This window comes from Parabacteroides sp. AM08-6 (assembly GCF_003473295.1).
Taxonomy (GTDB): Bacteria; Bacteroidota; Bacteroidia; order Bacteroidales; family Tannerellaceae; genus Parabacteroides.
In genome coordinates this window covers 139,814-156,261 of the sequence record NZ_QRMP01000005.1, presented here as the reverse complement: position 1 = coordinate 156,261, position 16,448 = coordinate 139,814, and the positions used below count along the sequence as shown (strand labels likewise).

The window sequence follows — 16,448 nt, the reverse complement described above, 5'->3', positions numbered from 1 at the left end:
ATAAATAATAAACAATATGGAAACAACACTAAAAAAAATGGAAAAGAACAATCAGAACATCACATTTAAAGCACTGATTATAGCCGTATTAAGTATATTCCTGCTAATGCCTGGACTTATGATACAGAATTTAATACAGGAACGGAAAAACAGAAGTATTGAAACAATAGCAAAAATCAATGCCAAATGGAGTAATGCCCAGAGTATTTGCGGTCCCATCCTATGCGTGCCCTATACCACGACTTATACGGATGATAACAATAAAAGCATACAACGGCAACATCTGTTGAATATCACACCGGAAGAATTCATTGTCGACGCCCGGCTATTTCCGGAAGAACGATATTACGGAATATATAAAACCATTTTATACAGAAGTGAAATAAATGTCCGGGGACAATTTAACAAAATCAAATCACTACAAATAGAAAACAGTGTCATCCATTGGAATAGTGCTTATATTACCATCGGACTCTCCGATTTACGAGGAATTACTGACAATATAAATATCCATTTGAATAACCAGTCATATATGGCAGAAACAGCCGGTAGTAACGATGAGCTTTTAGGAAAACTATTAATAGCCAATCTATCCGATTCTGTTACACAAACAGATGCCCCATTAACATTCGACTATCAATTAAAACTGAACGGAAGCTGTGAAATCAACTTTATTCCTATCGGTAGAACCAGTAAAGTGAAAGTAGCAGGAGCTTGGAAATCGCCCGGTTTCATTGGGAATTTTAGTCCCGAACATACAATTACGGATAATGAGTTTGAAGCAAAATGGAGCATACTTCGTTTTAACCGTAATATTCCTGAAATGTGGTCGGACAATCAGGTATCTTCTTTCAATGACGCTTCATTTGGAGTAAATCTGATTGATCCTGTCGACCATTATCAGCAAAACATGCGTTCGGCCAAGTATGCCATCATGTTCATCGCACTTACATTCGTTATCTTTTTCTTTGTTGAGATACTTACACATATACGTATCCATCCGATACAGTATCTATTGGTCGGTTTTGCTCTTATTCTTTTCTATAGTTTGTTACTTTCTATTTCGGAACAAATCAATTTTGCGATTGCTTATTTGGTAGCCAGTATTTCAACCATCGGATTAATCACGATTTATACATACAGTATTTTCAAAAATAAAAAACAAACCGGTGCATTAGCAGTATTCCTTTGCACTCTATATGCCTTCCTATATGTAATTCTTCAATTAGAAGATGTTGCCTTATTGATAGGAAGTATCGGCTTATTTGTTTTCTTGGCAATTATCATGTATTCTTCACGGAAAATCAACTGGTATAAGCAGGATACGGAGGAAAAATAGAATTATTAAACAGAAAAAGGTACTTCGGGAGAAGTACCTTTTTAAAACGCAATGAATAAATATTAATTACTTATACCTCAATAATTTATATCGTTACTTTTTACAATCACAAGTAGAATAGGCAACCAGCATCCAAACCAGCTTTTCCTGTTCCTTCAGATAATCACTCATCAGTGCGACTGTTGCTTCGTCACCGGATTCGGAAGCCAGAGATAGCAATTTACGCTCTTCAGCGATAAACTGTCCATACGTATCAAGAATATTCTTCAAGGCTTCGTCCCCACAGGATACACCCGAAACTTCTTTTACGCTGGCCACTTTCAGATATTCACTGAATTTATTTACCGGTTCACCACCCAGCATCAGGATACGTTCTGCCAATTCATCCACTTTTTCGGCTGCATCGTTATACATATCTTCGAATTTGCCGTGAAGAACGAAGAAACCGTGTCCTTTAATATTCCAATGGAAACCACGAAGGTTTGTATAGAATACCTGGTAATCTGCTAATAACTGTTGTAAAGCTGCTACTACGTTGTTTGCTGCTGAAGCGTCTAAATGGAGATAATCTAATGTTTTCATATTACTTTGTTTTTAATTGTTATACATTTTATTTTTCTTACACCACAAAGATATGACAAACATAAGTACCTGTCAAACAGATAATTTCTATACTCATATAGACAAATTCTATCGCCATCCAAATACTTTTTCTGACTACCACCTCTCTATTTTGTAGTCAGAGGTAGCAACGGACGTGTAGCACTCATCTCCTGCGGGAACCAAACAGCCATCTCACCTGCTCCACGATGGGCCCAAGCATAATAAGGAATCATAGTTAAAGTGACATCCTTGACAATCAGACGACCTGTATCATCGTAACTTAAAGACTGAGCCTGTGTTCTCAATTCAGTGATACCGTAAAGTAATTCCGGTTTACGTTCAACCGTAAATTGAGGGTTACGGTTCATCAATACACTTAACACACTAAAATTATTGTCCGGCCATTCAGCACAATATACCACCGGTCCGCGTTCCACGGAAACTTTACCCCGGTCTTCTTCCACTTTCGGATTCGCTTTTACTACACGCGGCTCCATATCGAAATGAATTTCTACAACATCTCCTTTTTTCCATTGACGGGAAATAGATAAATAACCTTTATTCAGCACATTTTCAACCGAATTCCCATTTACCTTCACAGAATAGCCCAATTGTTTGCGGTCGGCAAACGAATAAAGGTCACTTGGGAGCACCATTCCCTGTACCCAACCCGGAATACGGATTTTCAAGGTAAACTCCTGCTTGCCTTTTGGAGTCACATCCAAACGAATATCTCCATTCCAGGGATATTCGGTATTTTGTACCAATTTAACGCCTTTTCCATTCACTTTCAATTCGGACGTATTACTCATAAATAAATTGACATAAACATCCTCATCATGTACAGCATAAATATATCCCGGCAATGAAGGGATAAAACGACAGATATTTGACGGACAACAGGCACAACCGAACCAAGGCTGACGTTTGTGTTGCCCTGTCGATTCCAACGGATTTGGATAAAAGAATCCACCTCCGTCCAAAGAAACTCCTGATATTAATCCATTATACAAAGTACGTTCCAACACATCATAATATTTAGATTCGCCATGCAACAGGAACAAACGATAATTCCAGTAAACATTTCCGATAGCTGCACAAGTTTCACAATAAGCCGACAAGTTCGGTAATTCGTAATTTTTACCGAAAGCCTCTCCATTACTGGTTGCCCCGATACCTCCGGTAATATATAATTTCTTTGTCACCGCATTTTCCCAAATCTTATCGATAGCATGCACATATCCCGTATCCCCGGTTAAAGCAGCCACATCCGCCATTCCCGAATACATATAAGCGGCACGAACAGCATGGCCAACCGCCTCATCCTGATCCAATACTGGTTTATGTGCTTGGCTATAAGCATCTTTCCGACTGGTATATCCACGTTTATCCAGAAAGAATTTAGCCAAATCAAGATACTTCCGCTCCCCTGTAGCCAGATAAAGTTTACAAAGCGCCATTTCAGCTATTTGATGACCGGGTACACGAACCTGTTGACCGGGATTATCACCTATCGCCCTTTCCACACAATCGGCATATTTAATCGCTATATTCAAAAAATTCTTTTTACCGGTTGCCTGATAATGAGCGACAGCTCCCTCTATCATATGACCTAGGTTATAAAACTCATGACTCAACTCTTCCACTTTCTCCCATCGATTATTTCCGGCCCATTCGTGCGGATGCTGAGGATTCATGGTCCGGGCGGTATACAAATAACCGTCCGGTTCCTGAGCGGCTGCCACCACTGTCAATACGCTATCAATGTATTTATCCAATTTCTTATCCGGATAAGTTTGCATTGAATAGCTGGCTCCTTCAATGGTTTTATACACATCTGTATCATCGAACGAAAAACCACCTACTTTATAGTCCGGGCTGGGATGTGCCGCTTTCACAAAATTCTCATAACGCCCGGTTTCTTCACATTTACTGAATGCCAACGGGATAGTCACTTCACGGCTGGCTTTGAGACGTTGTCCCCAAAAGTTGTCGGTCACCTTCACAGAAGTGAAAGGAACAGGAGTTATCGGATACCCACCATCGTGTGTCTGTGTATTTCCTGCTAAACAAAAGCCGGACAATACGATTACTAAAAGTCGTTTCATGTTATTAGAGATTTAAATTATTCTACCTTCCATTCTATTACACCTCCAGATTCGCCTTCCTGCAACTGTACAACCAGTTTCAAGCCAGTCGTACGAACCGGTGTAAAATCAACCGGGTTATAACAGTCTTTTTTACAACCGTATTCACCTTTTGCTTCCACATCCTTCCATGTATTACCGGTTTTATACTGTATTTTCCAGCCTGCCGGTACCCGGTAATTCCCGTCATAATGGTCGAAATCAAGCCAGTAGACTTCCGCATGACTGACAGTTTCAGGACTATCAAACACATATTCGATATTCTCTTCCGAACCCTTTTTCAACCAAAAGTACCAATAGGGTTTCGACATATCGTCCGAACTCTGCGGGTCCCATTGGTCATTTATGCCGTAACACCATTCACGACGTTCCACTGCGATACCGTCTTTCTGTATCGGAGCACTGACTATCGTATAGGATTGGGCACGGGAAGCAACGGTCGGTTCGGGAGTCGGACGCGAATAATCGGCCGAAGCCGGTATCCAAACTGTCATTTCCGCACTTCCCCTGTTATTCCAGGTTGAATAAGGAATCAGTTTGACAGGAACATCTTTTTCCGAAATTGTTCCATCCGTATTCCTGTCAAGTTCTTTTGCGGTTGTACTTAATTCGATAATACCATTCAGTTTATCTTTTTCATATCGACTGGTGAAAACAGTATTTTCAGGGATATACTTATTAAATACATGGCTATCCGGCATATCGACTCCTTCCAGGCAATACATGACAGGTCCACGTTCAACAGCCAACAAGCCTTTATCTGCACGTACTTTTTCATGAGCTTTTACACGACGTACCTCCATCGGCAAGGACAATTCTACTCTATCCCCGGTTTTCCAGATGCGGTTTAAGGTTACATATCCTTTGTCTGCCGTTACTTGCTGCATTTTTCCGTTTACAGAAACGGTATACGTTTTTTCCGGTACTCTTGTAAAAGCATACAGGTCGCTTCCCGGAACCGGCTCATTACCAGCCCAACCTGGAATACGAAGTTTAAGGGCAAACTTATCTTCTTTCTGAGGAGAAACCGTCAGATTGACTGTTCCATCCCAAGGATAATCTGTAACCTGTAACAATTGGACAGTATCACCATTCAATGCGATTGTACTATTGCTGGCAATATACAGATTTACAAACAGACTGTTATCCTGCATAGCATACATATATTTAGGTACGGAAGCAACAAAGCGGGTAATATTTCCCGGGCAACAAGCACAGCCGAACCAAGGTGCACGCCCATGCTGCCCCATCGATTCTAACGGATTATCATAAAAGAACTTATCTCCACTCAGCGACACACCGGAAATCACACCGTTATAAAGAGCACGTTCCAGAACGTCCACATACTTTGCATCTCCCGTTGCCTGAAACATACGTTGATTCCAATACACATTGGCTATAGAAGCACAAGTTTCGCAGTAAGCATTATGATTATGCAATTCGTATTCCGGGCCAAACCCTTCCCCTTGTGCACGGGAACCGATACCGCCGGTTATATAAAGTTTCTTTGTCGCCATATTATCCCAAATCCGGCAGATGGCATGAAAATAAGCCGTATCCTTTGTCAGTGCAGCCACATCGGCCACCCCCGAATACAAATATCCGGCCCGGACAGCATGCCCCACAATCTCTTCCTGTTTCAAGATAGGCATATGGTCCTGACTGTAAGCATTCAGATGATGTCCGTCAGTACCACGGCCGGTCTCCTCTATAAAATATTTAGCCATATCCAGATATTTCTTATCACCGGTCACTTTATACATTTTAGCAAGTCCCATTTCCACTATAGGATGCCCGGATGGAACATGTTTTTGTCCTTCATCCGGACCAAATACCTGGCATACAAGGTCAGCATTCTTAATAGCAATATTCAGCAAATTTCGTTTCCCGGTAGACTGATAATGGGCAACGGCAGCTTCATAAAGATGTCCGCAGTTATACAACTCATGACTGTTCAGTTTTTCCCAGCGTTGTTTTCCCCACCAGCCACTCAATCGCGTACATTTATTGGTCACACAGGTCGTCAAATAACCGTCCGGTTCCTGTGCTGCTCCAATCAGAGTAATGACACTATCCAGATAGGCATCTAGCTTAGCATCATATTTAACGGCCAACGAGTAGGATGCTCCTTCGATAATCTTATACGGGTCGGTGTCGTCAAAAGGAAAATCCCCTTTATGTTCACCTTTTATCAGTCCGCCTGCCAACGCGAAGTTATCAAAACGTCCGTTGATTTCACATTGCCTGAACGCAGAAGGGATAGAAACCGTACGGTTCACTTCAATACGCGGCGCCCAGAAATTATCCGTTAGATGTACCCCTGTAAACGGTACTTCCATAATTTCCCCGGCAGGAGCTACTTGCCCGCAAGCAACCAGTGTGGCTCCCAAAGTCAATGATAATAGTATTCTCTCTAACATCACATATTAATAAGTTATATTATACAAAATTCAAACACCACAAATGTAAGTATATTTTTGACACTTATAACAAAAGTAATCATATAAATATTGCTATCCCCCATTTTTTCATTACCTTCGTGACATCTTTTTAGAACAGACAAACTAAATTATCATGAACATACAGCAACTTGAATATATCTTAGCCGTCGATACATACCGTCATTTTGCAAAAGCCGCCGAGCATTGTCGCGTGACCCAACCCACATTAAGTATGATGATTCAAAAATTGGAAGATGAACTGGGGGTCAAACTATTCGACCGTAACATCCAGCCGGTATGTCCTACTCCGGCAGGTCGCAAGGTTATCGACCAGGCACGTGTCGTTCTCTATCAGACCTCTTTAATAAAAGATATTGTCAATGAAGAAGAGCAGTCGCTGAAAGGAACATTCCGCTTGGCTGTTTTACCGACAATCGCACCTTATTTATTGCCCCGTTTCTTTCAACAAATTTCAGAAAAACATCCCGATTTGGATATCCGTATCCTGGAAATGAAAACTGCTCCAACAATGGCTGCACTGCTGAATGGGGAAATCGATGCGGCCATTATCGCCAATCAGCCGACAGAAATGCAATTGCAAGGCGATTTGCTGTACTATGAACAATTTTTCGCTTATGTAGCCCGCAACGAAAGTATCTTCAAAAAAGATATGATACGCTCTGCCGACATCAGCGACGAACGTCTATGGCTGTTGGACGAAGGTCATTGTTTCCGCGATCAATTAATGCGCTTTTGCCAAATGGAAAAAGTAAAACTCCGCCAGGCCGCATACCGCTTGGGAAGTCTGGAAACATTTATGCGGATGGTGGAAAGTGGCAATGGTATTACATTTATTCCGGAACTGGCAACTCACCAACTTAGTAATGAACAAAAAGAACTGCTTCGCCCGTTTGCAATCCCTAAACCTGCACGCGAAATCGTTTGGGTGACGCGCAAAGATTTTATTCGCCACACCGTTGCCGGCATCCTGATAGAAAGCATTAAAAAATCCGTGCCGAAAGAAATGCTGACTCTACAAGCAGGACTAAGAGTTGTTTAAAAGAAAAGCTTCTATCCCTTTTCCCAAATAATCAGTAGTAAAATATAATTTTGACCTGAGTTTTTTCTATTACTACATATATTGAATGCAAAAACAACAATTATTGAAAGTAAGAAAGACAATTGTTGTTTTTACTTTCAACATATGTAGAAAGAATAATCGCACGGGAAAAAATCAGAAAAAGCATGAGACGATTTTTTTATCCGAAGCTTTGAATTCAAGATAAGGACAGGTGCATATCAGGATATTAAACCTACTTTTTCTAATATTTTTGCCTTTACACGAAAAAAAATATCACTTTTCTCTTGTAGTTTCCAAAAAAGCGTTACTTTTGCTGCGTATTTAAAAACAAAGAGAATAGAATGAATCGATTTAGCTTTACATATTACTTTTATTACTTTTACTTTAGCAAAGTGAGGGCGGGAGTTTGTATGTAAAGCGTTGATGATTGAATGTATGTCAATAACAATATAAAGTCCTGCCGAGTTCGGTAGGACTTTTTTTATACCTATTTACAAACATTCCACATCAGATAAATAAAAAAAGAAAGATAAAGATGAAAAAGAAAGTAGCAATCCAGGGAATAGCCGGTTCGTATCACGACATCGCTGCCCGCAATTACTTCGAAGGTGAAGATATCGAAATTATTGGTTGTAAAACATTCAGAGATGTTATCTCGACCATAAAAAAAGATCCTTCCATTCTGGGTATGATGGCAATTGAGAATACCATCGCTGGCAGTCTGTTGCAAAACCACGAGCTTATCCGTGAAAGCGGGCTGAACGTCATCGGCGAATATAAGCTACGTATCTCCCACTCATTGGTTGCTCTTCCAGGAACGAACATTCACGACATCAAAGAAGTTAATTCCCACCCGATAGCCTTGATGCAGTGTACCGATTTCCTCGACACATTGCCTAATGCAAAAGTGGTGGAAAAAGGGGATACAGCGATGAGTGCCCGGTGGATTTCGGAAAACCAACTGAAAGGACATGCTGCCATCTGCGGAAAACTGGCTGCCCAGATTTATAAGATGGAGGTGTTGGCCGAAGGTATCGAGACAAACAAACGCAACTTTACCCGTTTTCTGGCAATCGCAGACCGTTGGACAGCCGACGAACTGCTAAAAGGTGAAGACAAAAACAAAGCGTCTTTGGTTTTCGCCCTTCCACATACCGCCGGCAGCCTGTCCAAAGTACTATCCGTTCTCTCTTTTTACGATATGAATCTCTCTAAAATACAATCCTTACCTATCATTGGCCGCGAATGGGAATATCTGTTTTATATTAACTTAACATTTACAGATTACTTGCGCTACAAACAGGCATTGGATGCTATCAGACCGTTGACAAAAGATTTAAAAATTTTAGGCGAATATGCAGAAGGAAAACAAAGTGTGTAACATTATCCCCGCTAATCGCGTAGGTAGTGTACAGGAATACTACTTCTCCAAGAAATTGAAAGAAGTAGCCGAAATGAATGCCGCAGGTAAAAATGTAATCAACCTCGGTGTAGGTAGCCCGGACCTTCCACCTTCGGAACGGACTATCGAAACATTATGCGAACATGCCCACCAAGCCAATGAGCATGGTTATCAGCCGTATGTCGGCATTCCGGAGTTACGTAAAGGTTTCGCTGACTGGTATAAGAAATGGTATGATGTGGAGCTGGATCCGAAAACGGAAATACAACCCCTAATCGGTTCGAAAGAAGGTATCCTGCATATTTCGCTGGCATTCCTTAATCCGGGCGATGGCGTACTGGTACCTAACCCCGGCTATCCTACTTATAGTTCGGTTAGTAAACTGGTTGAAGCAAATCTTATTCCTTATGAATTAAAAGAAGAATTAGGCTGGCAACCGGATTTCGGCGAACTGGAAAAAATGGATTTATCCAACGTCAAACTGATGTGGACTAATTATCCGAACATGCCGACAGGTGCCAATGCCAGCATAGAGCTTTATGAAAAGCTGGTTGCTTTCGGAAAAAAACATAATATCATCATTTGCAACGATAATCCGTACAGTTTTATACTGAACGAACACCCCATCAGTATGCTGAGTGTTCCGGGAGCGAAGGACATCTGCATCGAAATGAATTCGATGAGTAAAGCACACAATATGCCGGGTTGGCGTATGGCTATGCTAGCCTCTAATGAGCAGTTCGTCCAATGGATACTGAAGGTTAAAAGCAATGTAGACTCCGGCCAGTTCAAACCGATGCAATATGCTGCCGCAGAGGCTCTGACCGCTCCTAAAGAATGGTACGACAATATGAACCGTACCTATCGTAGCCGTCGCGACCTGGCCGGACAAATCATGCATACATTAGGTTGTGAGTTTGATGAAAACCAGGTAGGTATGTTCCTCTGGGGAAAAATTCCGGCCGACGCTGAAAGTAGCGAGGCTGTTGCCAACAAAGTATTATATGAAGCAAACGTATTCCTCACGCCCGGATTTATTTTCGGAAGCCGTGGCGAACGTTACATCCGTATCTCTCTTTGTTGTAAAAACGAAACATTACAAGAAGCATTAAACCGTATTAAGAAAATAATAAAATAAATAGATAATCATCATGGAAATGGAATTAGAATCAATCTTGTTACCGGGTGTGGACCCACAACGTCCTATTGTAATAGCCGGTCCGTGTAGTGCAGAAACAGAAGAACAAGTACTGGAAACAGCCAAAGGGCTGGCCGACAGAGGCGTTAAGTTATTCCGTGCAGGTATTTGGAAACCTCGTACAAAACCGGGAGGCTTCGAAGGTATCGGTGCGCAAGGGTTGCCATGGTTGAAACGGGTAAAAAAAGAAACCGGTATGTATATTTCTACTGAAGTAGCAACTAAAGACCATGTTTTCGAAGCACTGAAAGCCGGTGTTGACCTTCTCTGGATTGGTGCCCGTACCACCGTTAACCCTTTCGCTGTACAAGAAATTGCCGATGCATTGAAAGGAGTAGACATTCCTGTATTAATCAAAAACCCGGTTAATCCGGACCTTGAACTTTGGATTGGAGCTTTCCAACGCTTGTATGGAGCAGGGATCCGCAGACTCGGAGCTATCCATCGAGGTTTCAGTTCATACGACAAAAAAATATACCGCAACCTGCCGCTTTGGCATATTCCTATCGAGTTACGCCGCCGCATGCCTCAATTACCTATTTTCTGCGATCCGAGTCATATCGGAGGCAAACGCGAACTGATTGCTCCGCTCTGCCAGCAAGCAATGGACTTGAGTTTTGACGGCTTGATTATCGAATCACATTGTAATCCGGATTGTGCATGGAGTGATGCTTCCCAACAGATTACACCGGATGTCCTAGATTATGTATTAAACCTGCTGGTTATCCGCGACTCTACACAAACAACAGAAAATCTGGCTGAACTACGCCGGCAGATTGACGGTATCGACGAACAATTATTGGAATTGTTGGCTAAACGCATGCGTATCTCCCGCGAAATCGGTGTTTATAAAAAAGAACACAACATGCCTATCCTGCAATCACCGCGTTACAGCGAGATTCTGGAAAAACGCTCAAACATGGGGGAACAGATGGAGTTGAACACCGAATTTGTAAAAGAAATATTAAAAGAAATCCATGAAGAGTCTGTACGTCAGCAGATGATTATCATGAATGAACAATAAAAGAGAATAAACCTTTATTCCCTTGATAATCTTCAAACAAAAAGAAAAATGAAAATTCTGATATTAGGTGCCGGAAAGATGGGTTCTTTCTTCACTGATTTGCTAAGTTTCGAACATGAGGTAGCTGTTCTGGAGAATGATCCGAAACGGATGCGATTTATCTACAATGCACTCCGGTTGCAAAAACCGGAAGAGGTGGCAGAGTTCAATCCTGAACTGGTTATTAACTGTGTTACTTTGAGCTATACGATTGAGGCATTCAAAAGTATTATGCCTTATCTACAACCGTATTGTATAATTTCGGATATTGCTTCTGTTAAAACATATCTGAAAGAATTTTACGAAACTTGTGGTTTCCCGTATGTATCCACGCACCCGATGTTCGGTCCTACGTTTGCGAATCTGGGACAACTGGAAAAAGAAAATACAATCATCATATCGGAAGGCGACCATCTCGGCAAAATATTCTTCAAAGATATTTATGCCAATCTGCGTCTGCATATCTGCGAATACACATTCGAACAGCACGACAAGGTGGTAGCTTACTCTTTGGGAATTCCGTTTGCCTCCACTATGGTTTTCGCGGCTACGATGAAACATCAAGATGCACCAGGAACCACCTTTAAGCGTCATATGAAAATTGCCCGCGGGCTTCTTTCGGAAGATGATTATCTATTGACGGAAATTCTTTTTAATCCCCGTACCCCGTATCAAATAGCCCGTATCCAGGATGAATTGAATATTTTGCAGGAAATTATAAAAAACAAAGATTCCGAAGCAATGAAAGAATACCTGACTAAGATTCGGAAAAATATTGAATAGATTTCTCATATTCCTATCAAGGAAAAAGAGCCGGAGAACTCGACTGTTGTCCGGCTCTTTATTCATATAGACCCTTTTCTTTTCCGGATAATCCTATTTTTAAGAGTGATAATCCCATTTTATACCACAATAATCTTATTTTTCAGCCTATGAATTTTATTCGTTAACCAAAACTGTATACTTTTATACAGTTTTAAGGGAACACTCTCTAATAGCAACTGAATTTCAATACTTAATATTAATAACAATGAGACTGAAAAAACAAACTCTACTCGCTGTGTTTATGCTTCTATGTCTGAGCACAAGCACATTTGCACAGTATTACCCGCGAAGCACTTATTTTATGGAAAACCTGCCAACACGAAACAAATTAAATCCGGCTTTTCGTCCGGACAGGGGGTATTTCAATGTCCCGGTCTTTGGTTCATTCGGCGCATCAGTAGCTTCCAATGCGCTCTCGGTTAATAATTTTACGGATATTATGGATGATGAAAACTCATTCCTCGACAATCCGAAGTTTATGAACAGACTAAAAACAGACAATACACTTAACATGGATCTCGGAACCGATATCCTGTCTTTCGGTTTCTATTCCGGCAAAGGTTTCTGGACAGTCGATTTGGGAGTAAAAGTGATGGTCAACACCTCCATTCCTAAAACAATGTTCGAATTTGCACGGGATGCCGATAAGATAGACCTTGAGCATATTCCCAACTTCAATATCCGAAACATGCAACTGTATGGGGACATTTACGGAGAACTCGCTGTCGGTTATTCGCGTCCTATCACAGAAAAGCTGACAGTCGGAGGAAAATTAAAAGTACTGTTGGGAGCTGCCAACTTCAATGCTAAAATCGAACAATTACAGCTCCAGGCAAATGGAAATGTATGGAATGTAACGACTAAAGGAGAAATGAACCTCTCCATGAAAGGATTGGAACTGACCAACGGTGAAGATGAAAACGGAGAAGAGTATATCAGTGATGTAGATTTTGACTCACCGGGTATTTCCGGCTTCGGTCTGGGTGCTGATTTGGGTGCGACCTATCAGTTATTGGATAATTTATGCCTCTCCGCATCAATTATCGATTTAGGATTCATCAAATGGAACGGTTCTTCCACTTCCTCTTATATAGCCAACCAGCAACATACTTACGACCCATACGGAGATTACGGAGACTTCCCGGATTTAGATATTGATGGGGACGGAGTTGTTGACGAGAAAGATTTGGAGGCATGGAAAAATGAATACTCCGGAAGTGTGGACATTTTCGATATGGATCTTTTCCAGTTCAAAGAGACTGCAAGTAAAAAACGGACCACCACACTGCGTTCGACATTGAATATCGGAGCTGAATATACAATACTCAATAATAAAATAGGTTTCGGACTTCTTTCTACGACTCGCTTTATCCTGCCTAAAGCATTCACGGAACTCATGGTTTCAGCCAATTTCCGTCCGGCACGTTGGTTTGAAGGAACGGTCAGTTATTCTTTCATACACAGCAATTTTAAGACATTCGGACTTGGGATGAAATTCGGTCCGCTTTTTATAGGTACTGATTACATGATAACCAAAGGCTTCAACACCCTCCAAACGGCTAATGCTTATCTGGGCATCAGTGTTCCTTTAGGAAAGAAAAAACCGGCAAACAGCTAAATAATTTAATCTTTTCATACTTCATGTTTTCCCGATGACTTTAGAAAATCATGCTTATGATTTTCTAAAGTCATCGGGAAAACGTATTTTTGTATACTTATTACGAAAGGATTAGTTTACAGATGAAAGTATGTATTGCTGAAAAGCCCAGTGTGGCACGCGAAATTGCAGAAGTCCTCGGGGCAACCAAGAAAATGAACGGGTACATCGAAGGGAATGGTTATCAGGTTACCTGGACATTCGGACATCTCTGTACACTAAAAGAGCCTCAGGAATATACTGACAACTGGAAACGCTGGAGTTTAAGCTCTCTTCCGATGATTCCCCCCCGCTTCGGCATCAAACTGATTGAAAATCCGACTTACGAACAGCAATTCAAAGTTATTGAAGAATTGATGCAAAAAGCCGAAATGGTTATCAACTGCGGAGATGCCGGTCAGGAAGGAGAATTGATACAACGTTGGGTCATGCAAAAAGCAGGCTGCAAATGCCCGGTCTATCGTCTCTGGATTTCATCCCTGACAGAAGAGGCCATCCGCGAAGGTTTTCAGAAATTAAAAGACCAGACGGAATTCAATAAATTATACGAAGCTGGTCTTTCACGAGCTATCGGCGACTGGCTATTAGGCATGAATGCCACGCGTTTATACACCCTCCGGTACGGACAAAACCGACAGGTTCTTTCCATTGGCCGGGTACAAACACCGACTCTTGCCCTGATAGTAAACCGACAAGCTGAAATCGATAATTTTAAGCCGGAACCCTATTGGGAACTTAAAACAGTCTATCGGAACACGACCTTTTCAGCAACAAAAGGAAAATTCACAAAGAAAGAAGAAGGGGAAGCTTTTCTGGAAATTGTTCAGCAAGAAGATTTTACTGTCACAGACATTTCCGAGAAAAAAGGAAAAGAGTACGCTCCCCGTCTATTCGACCTGACTTCCCTGCAAGTCGAGTGTAATAAGAAATTTGCTTTTACAGCCGATGATACGTTAAAATTAATCCAGTCATTATATGAAAAAAAGGTTACCACCTACCCACGTGTCGATACCACATTTCTGAGTGATGACATTTATCCGAAAGTTCCGGCAACACTAAATGGCTTAGCTGATTATGCAGAATTGACAGTACCTCTGCTGAAAGCCAAAATACGAAAAGACAAAAGAGTTTTCGATAACTCCAAGGTGACAGACCACCATGCCATCATTCCGACAGGTATTTCTCCTCGTAATCTGACTGAAAACGAGAAAAAAGTTTACGACCTGGTAACCCGCCGCTTTATAGCAGTCTTTTATCCCGACTGCGAAATATCTACCACTACCGTACTGGGTAAAGTCGGGAAAGTGGATTTTAAAGTAACGGGAAAGCAAATACTCAAACCTGGTTGGCGAGTGGTATTCGGGGCCGAACAAAAAGATCCGGAAACCGAGCAAAACGAAGAAGAAGGGGTATTACCCGACTTTACAAAAGGCGAAAGCGGTCCTCACAAACCGACTCTCGGTGAGAAATGGACACAACCGCCCAAACCATATACGGAAGCAACATTACTCCGCGCTATGGAAACAGCCGGTAAACTAGTAGATAATGATGAATTGCGTGATGCCTTGAAAGAAAATGGCATTGGTCGTCCTTCTACCCGCGCCGCTATTATCGAAACATTATTCAAACGTAATTATATCCGTAAGGAACGTAAGAATCTATTCCCGACAGCCACAGGTGTGGAACTAATCGGCACCATACATGATGAATTATTGAAAAGTGCCGAATTAACAGGGTTGTGGGAAAAGAAACTACGCCAGATTGAGCGGGGGACATACGAAACCCGTACTTTCTTGGAAGAATTGAAACAAATGGTCCATCAGGTGGTGATTAACGTTTTGTCTGATCAAACCGGCCGTACCATTACCATTGGAGAATCTCCCCAGGAAAAGCCCCAAAACAAACCGGCCTCCAAAGAAAAGAAACCTCGAAAACCGCGTACTCAAAAGGAAAAGCCAGAAGAAGCAAAGGCTGCATCCCTAAAACCAATCTGTCCCATTTGTAAAAAAGGCAGTATCTTACGTGGTAAAACGGCATACGGCTGTTCGGAATACAAAAATGGTTGTTCTTTTCGCATGGATTATACAACTTACGGAGATAGTTTGACTGATGATGAATTAATACAAGCTATCAATCAACTTAATCAATAAACTTATTCTCATAAATCAGATAGATAAAATGAAAGAAGAATGGTTTCCTTTGGTAAATGAAGAGGGAGAAACGATAGGAAAAGCAACCCGGCGGGAGTGCCACAGCGGTTCAAAAATATTGCACCCGGTCGTACATCTGCACATTTTCAATGATACCGGTGAATTATATCTTCAAAAACGCTCAATGACAAAAGATATTCAACCGGGAAAATGGGATACAGCCGTAGGAGGACATATCGACTATGGCGAAAAGGTGGAAGAAGCCCTTCGCAGAGAAGTCCGGGAAGAACTCAACATCACGGATTTCACTCCCCAATTCATTACACGCTATATTTTTGAATCTGCAATTGAAAAAGAACTGGTTAATACTTATCGTACTACTTATAACGGCCCGATTACCCCGGACCCTTCCGAACTGGATACCGGACGTTTCTGGAGTAGGAACGAAATACTGGAAAATATGGATAAAGGTATCTTTACTCCAAATTTTGAAAAGGAATATAAACAATTATTCATGTAAATCACATATATAAGAATAAAAA

The 16,448-nt window shown here is 41.4% G+C and carries 12 protein-coding genes; 9 read left to right on the top strand and 3 right to left on the bottom strand.

The genetic code is table 11. The annotated features are described in order from the left end of the window. Window positions 1-16 precede the first annotated feature (16 nt). On the top strand, window positions 17-1,339 hold the full coding sequence (gene creD, locus DW103_RS06165; RefSeq protein ID WP_122274784.1) for a cell envelope integrity protein CreD: 1,323 nt from the start codon (window positions 17-19) through the stop codon (window positions 1,337-1,339). A 93-nt stretch (window positions 1,340-1,432) separates the two neighbouring features. Here creD and DW103_RS06160 read toward each other — a convergent pair whose 3' ends face one another. From DW103_RS06160 to DW103_RS06150, 3 genes are all read right to left on the bottom strand, one after another. Then, window positions 1,433-1,921 (bottom strand): Dps family protein, encoded by a 489-nt coding sequence (locus DW103_RS06160; protein WP_122274783.1) that lies wholly within the window; start codon window positions 1,919-1,921, stop codon window positions 1,433-1,435. Window positions 1,922-2,067: 146 nt separating this feature from the next. Further along, window positions 2,068-4,050, bottom strand: a complete 1,983-nt coding sequence (locus DW103_RS06155) for a glycoside hydrolase family 127 protein (RefSeq protein ID WP_122274782.1) — start codon at window positions 4,048-4,050, stop codon at window positions 2,068-2,070. Window positions 4,051-4,067: 17 nt separating this feature from the next. Next, the gene (locus DW103_RS06150; protein ID WP_122274781.1) at window positions 4,068-6,509 is read right to left on the bottom strand and encodes a glycoside hydrolase family 127 protein; all 2,442 of its coding nucleotides are present in this window, start codon (window positions 6,507-6,509) and stop codon (window positions 4,068-4,070) included. A 154-nt stretch (window positions 6,510-6,663) separates the two neighbouring features. Here DW103_RS06150 and DW103_RS06145 point away from each other — a divergent pair, with 154 nt between their 5' ends. The 8 genes from DW103_RS06145 (at window position 6,664) to DW103_RS06110 (ending at window position 16,426) form a co-directional block, all read left to right on the top strand. After that, the gene (locus DW103_RS06145) at window positions 6,664-7,590 is read left to right on the top strand and encodes a hydrogen peroxide-inducible genes activator (protein WP_122274780.1); all 927 of its coding nucleotides are present in this window, start codon (window positions 6,664-6,666) and stop codon (window positions 7,588-7,590) included. 556 nt (window positions 7,591-8,146) lie between these two features. After that, window positions 8,147-8,992, top strand: a complete 846-nt coding sequence (locus DW103_RS06140; protein ID WP_122274779.1) for a prephenate dehydratase — start codon at window positions 8,147-8,149, stop codon at window positions 8,990-8,992. Further along, window positions 8,967-10,151 (top strand): pyridoxal phosphate-dependent aminotransferase, encoded by a 1,185-nt coding sequence (locus tag DW103_RS06135; RefSeq protein WP_122274778.1) that lies wholly within the window; start codon window positions 8,967-8,969, stop codon window positions 10,149-10,151. Before DW103_RS06140 ends, DW103_RS06135 begins: the two co-directional genes overlap by 26 nt. A 13-nt stretch (window positions 10,152-10,164) precedes the next feature. Then, window positions 10,165-11,235, top strand: a complete 1,071-nt coding sequence (locus DW103_RS06130) for a bifunctional 3-deoxy-7-phosphoheptulonate synthase/chorismate mutase type II (RefSeq protein WP_199652976.1) — start codon at window positions 10,165-10,167, stop codon at window positions 11,233-11,235. 48 nt (window positions 11,236-11,283) lie between these two features. Next, complete coding sequence (locus tag DW103_RS06125; RefSeq protein ID WP_122274777.1) at window positions 11,284-12,057, top strand: prephenate dehydrogenase/arogenate dehydrogenase family protein; 774 nt, start codon at window positions 11,284-11,286, stop codon at window positions 12,055-12,057. 247 nt (window positions 12,058-12,304) lie between these two features. Beyond that, entirely contained in the window at window positions 12,305-13,717 is a 1,413-nt protein-coding gene (locus DW103_RS06120; protein WP_147381180.1) for a DUF5723 family protein, read from the top strand. Window positions 13,718-13,839: 122 nt separating this feature from the next. Continuing rightward, window positions 13,840-15,906: a DNA topoisomerase 3 gene (locus tag DW103_RS06115; protein WP_122274775.1), complete on the top strand. Its 2,067-nt coding sequence runs from the start codon at window positions 13,840-13,842 to the stop codon at window positions 15,904-15,906. A gap of 28 nt (window positions 15,907-15,934) precedes the next feature. Continuing rightward, window positions 15,935-16,426 (top strand): NUDIX domain-containing protein, encoded by a 492-nt coding sequence (locus tag DW103_RS06110; protein WP_122274774.1) that lies wholly within the window; start codon window positions 15,935-15,937, stop codon window positions 16,424-16,426. Window positions 16,427-16,448 lie beyond the last annotated feature (22 nt).

Coding starts and splice junctions, on each gene's coding strand:
- creD (WP_122274784.1), top strand. CDS start 17: ATGGAAACAACACTAAAAAAAATGGAAAAGAACAATCAGAACATCACA.
- DW103_RS06160 (WP_122274783.1), bottom strand. CDS start 1,921: ATGAAAACATTAGATTATCTCCATTTAGACGCTTCAGCAGCAAACAAC.
- DW103_RS06155 (WP_122274782.1), bottom strand. CDS start 4,050: ATGAAACGACTTTTAGTAATCGTATTGTCCGGCTTTTGTTTAGCAGGA.
- DW103_RS06150 (WP_122274781.1), bottom strand. CDS start 6,509: ATGTTAGAGAGAATACTATTATCATTGACTTTGGGAGCCACACTGGTT.
- DW103_RS06145 (WP_122274780.1), top strand. CDS start 6,664: ATGAACATACAGCAACTTGAATATATCTTAGCCGTCGATACATACCGT.
- DW103_RS06140 (WP_122274779.1), top strand. CDS start 8,147: ATGAAAAAGAAAGTAGCAATCCAGGGAATAGCCGGTTCGTATCACGAC.
- DW103_RS06135 (WP_122274778.1), top strand. CDS start 8,967: ATGCAGAAGGAAAACAAAGTGTGTAACATTATCCCCGCTAATCGCGTA.
- DW103_RS06130 (WP_199652976.1), top strand. CDS start 10,165: ATGGAAATGGAATTAGAATCAATCTTGTTACCGGGTGTGGACCCACAA.
- DW103_RS06125 (WP_122274777.1), top strand. CDS start 11,284: ATGAAAATTCTGATATTAGGTGCCGGAAAGATGGGTTCTTTCTTCACT.
- DW103_RS06120 (WP_147381180.1), top strand. CDS start 12,305: ATGAGACTGAAAAAACAAACTCTACTCGCTGTGTTTATGCTTCTATGT.
- DW103_RS06115 (WP_122274775.1), top strand. CDS start 13,840: ATGAAAGTATGTATTGCTGAAAAGCCCAGTGTGGCACGCGAAATTGCA.
- DW103_RS06110 (WP_122274774.1), top strand. CDS start 15,935: ATGAAAGAAGAATGGTTTCCTTTGGTAAATGAAGAGGGAGAAACGATA.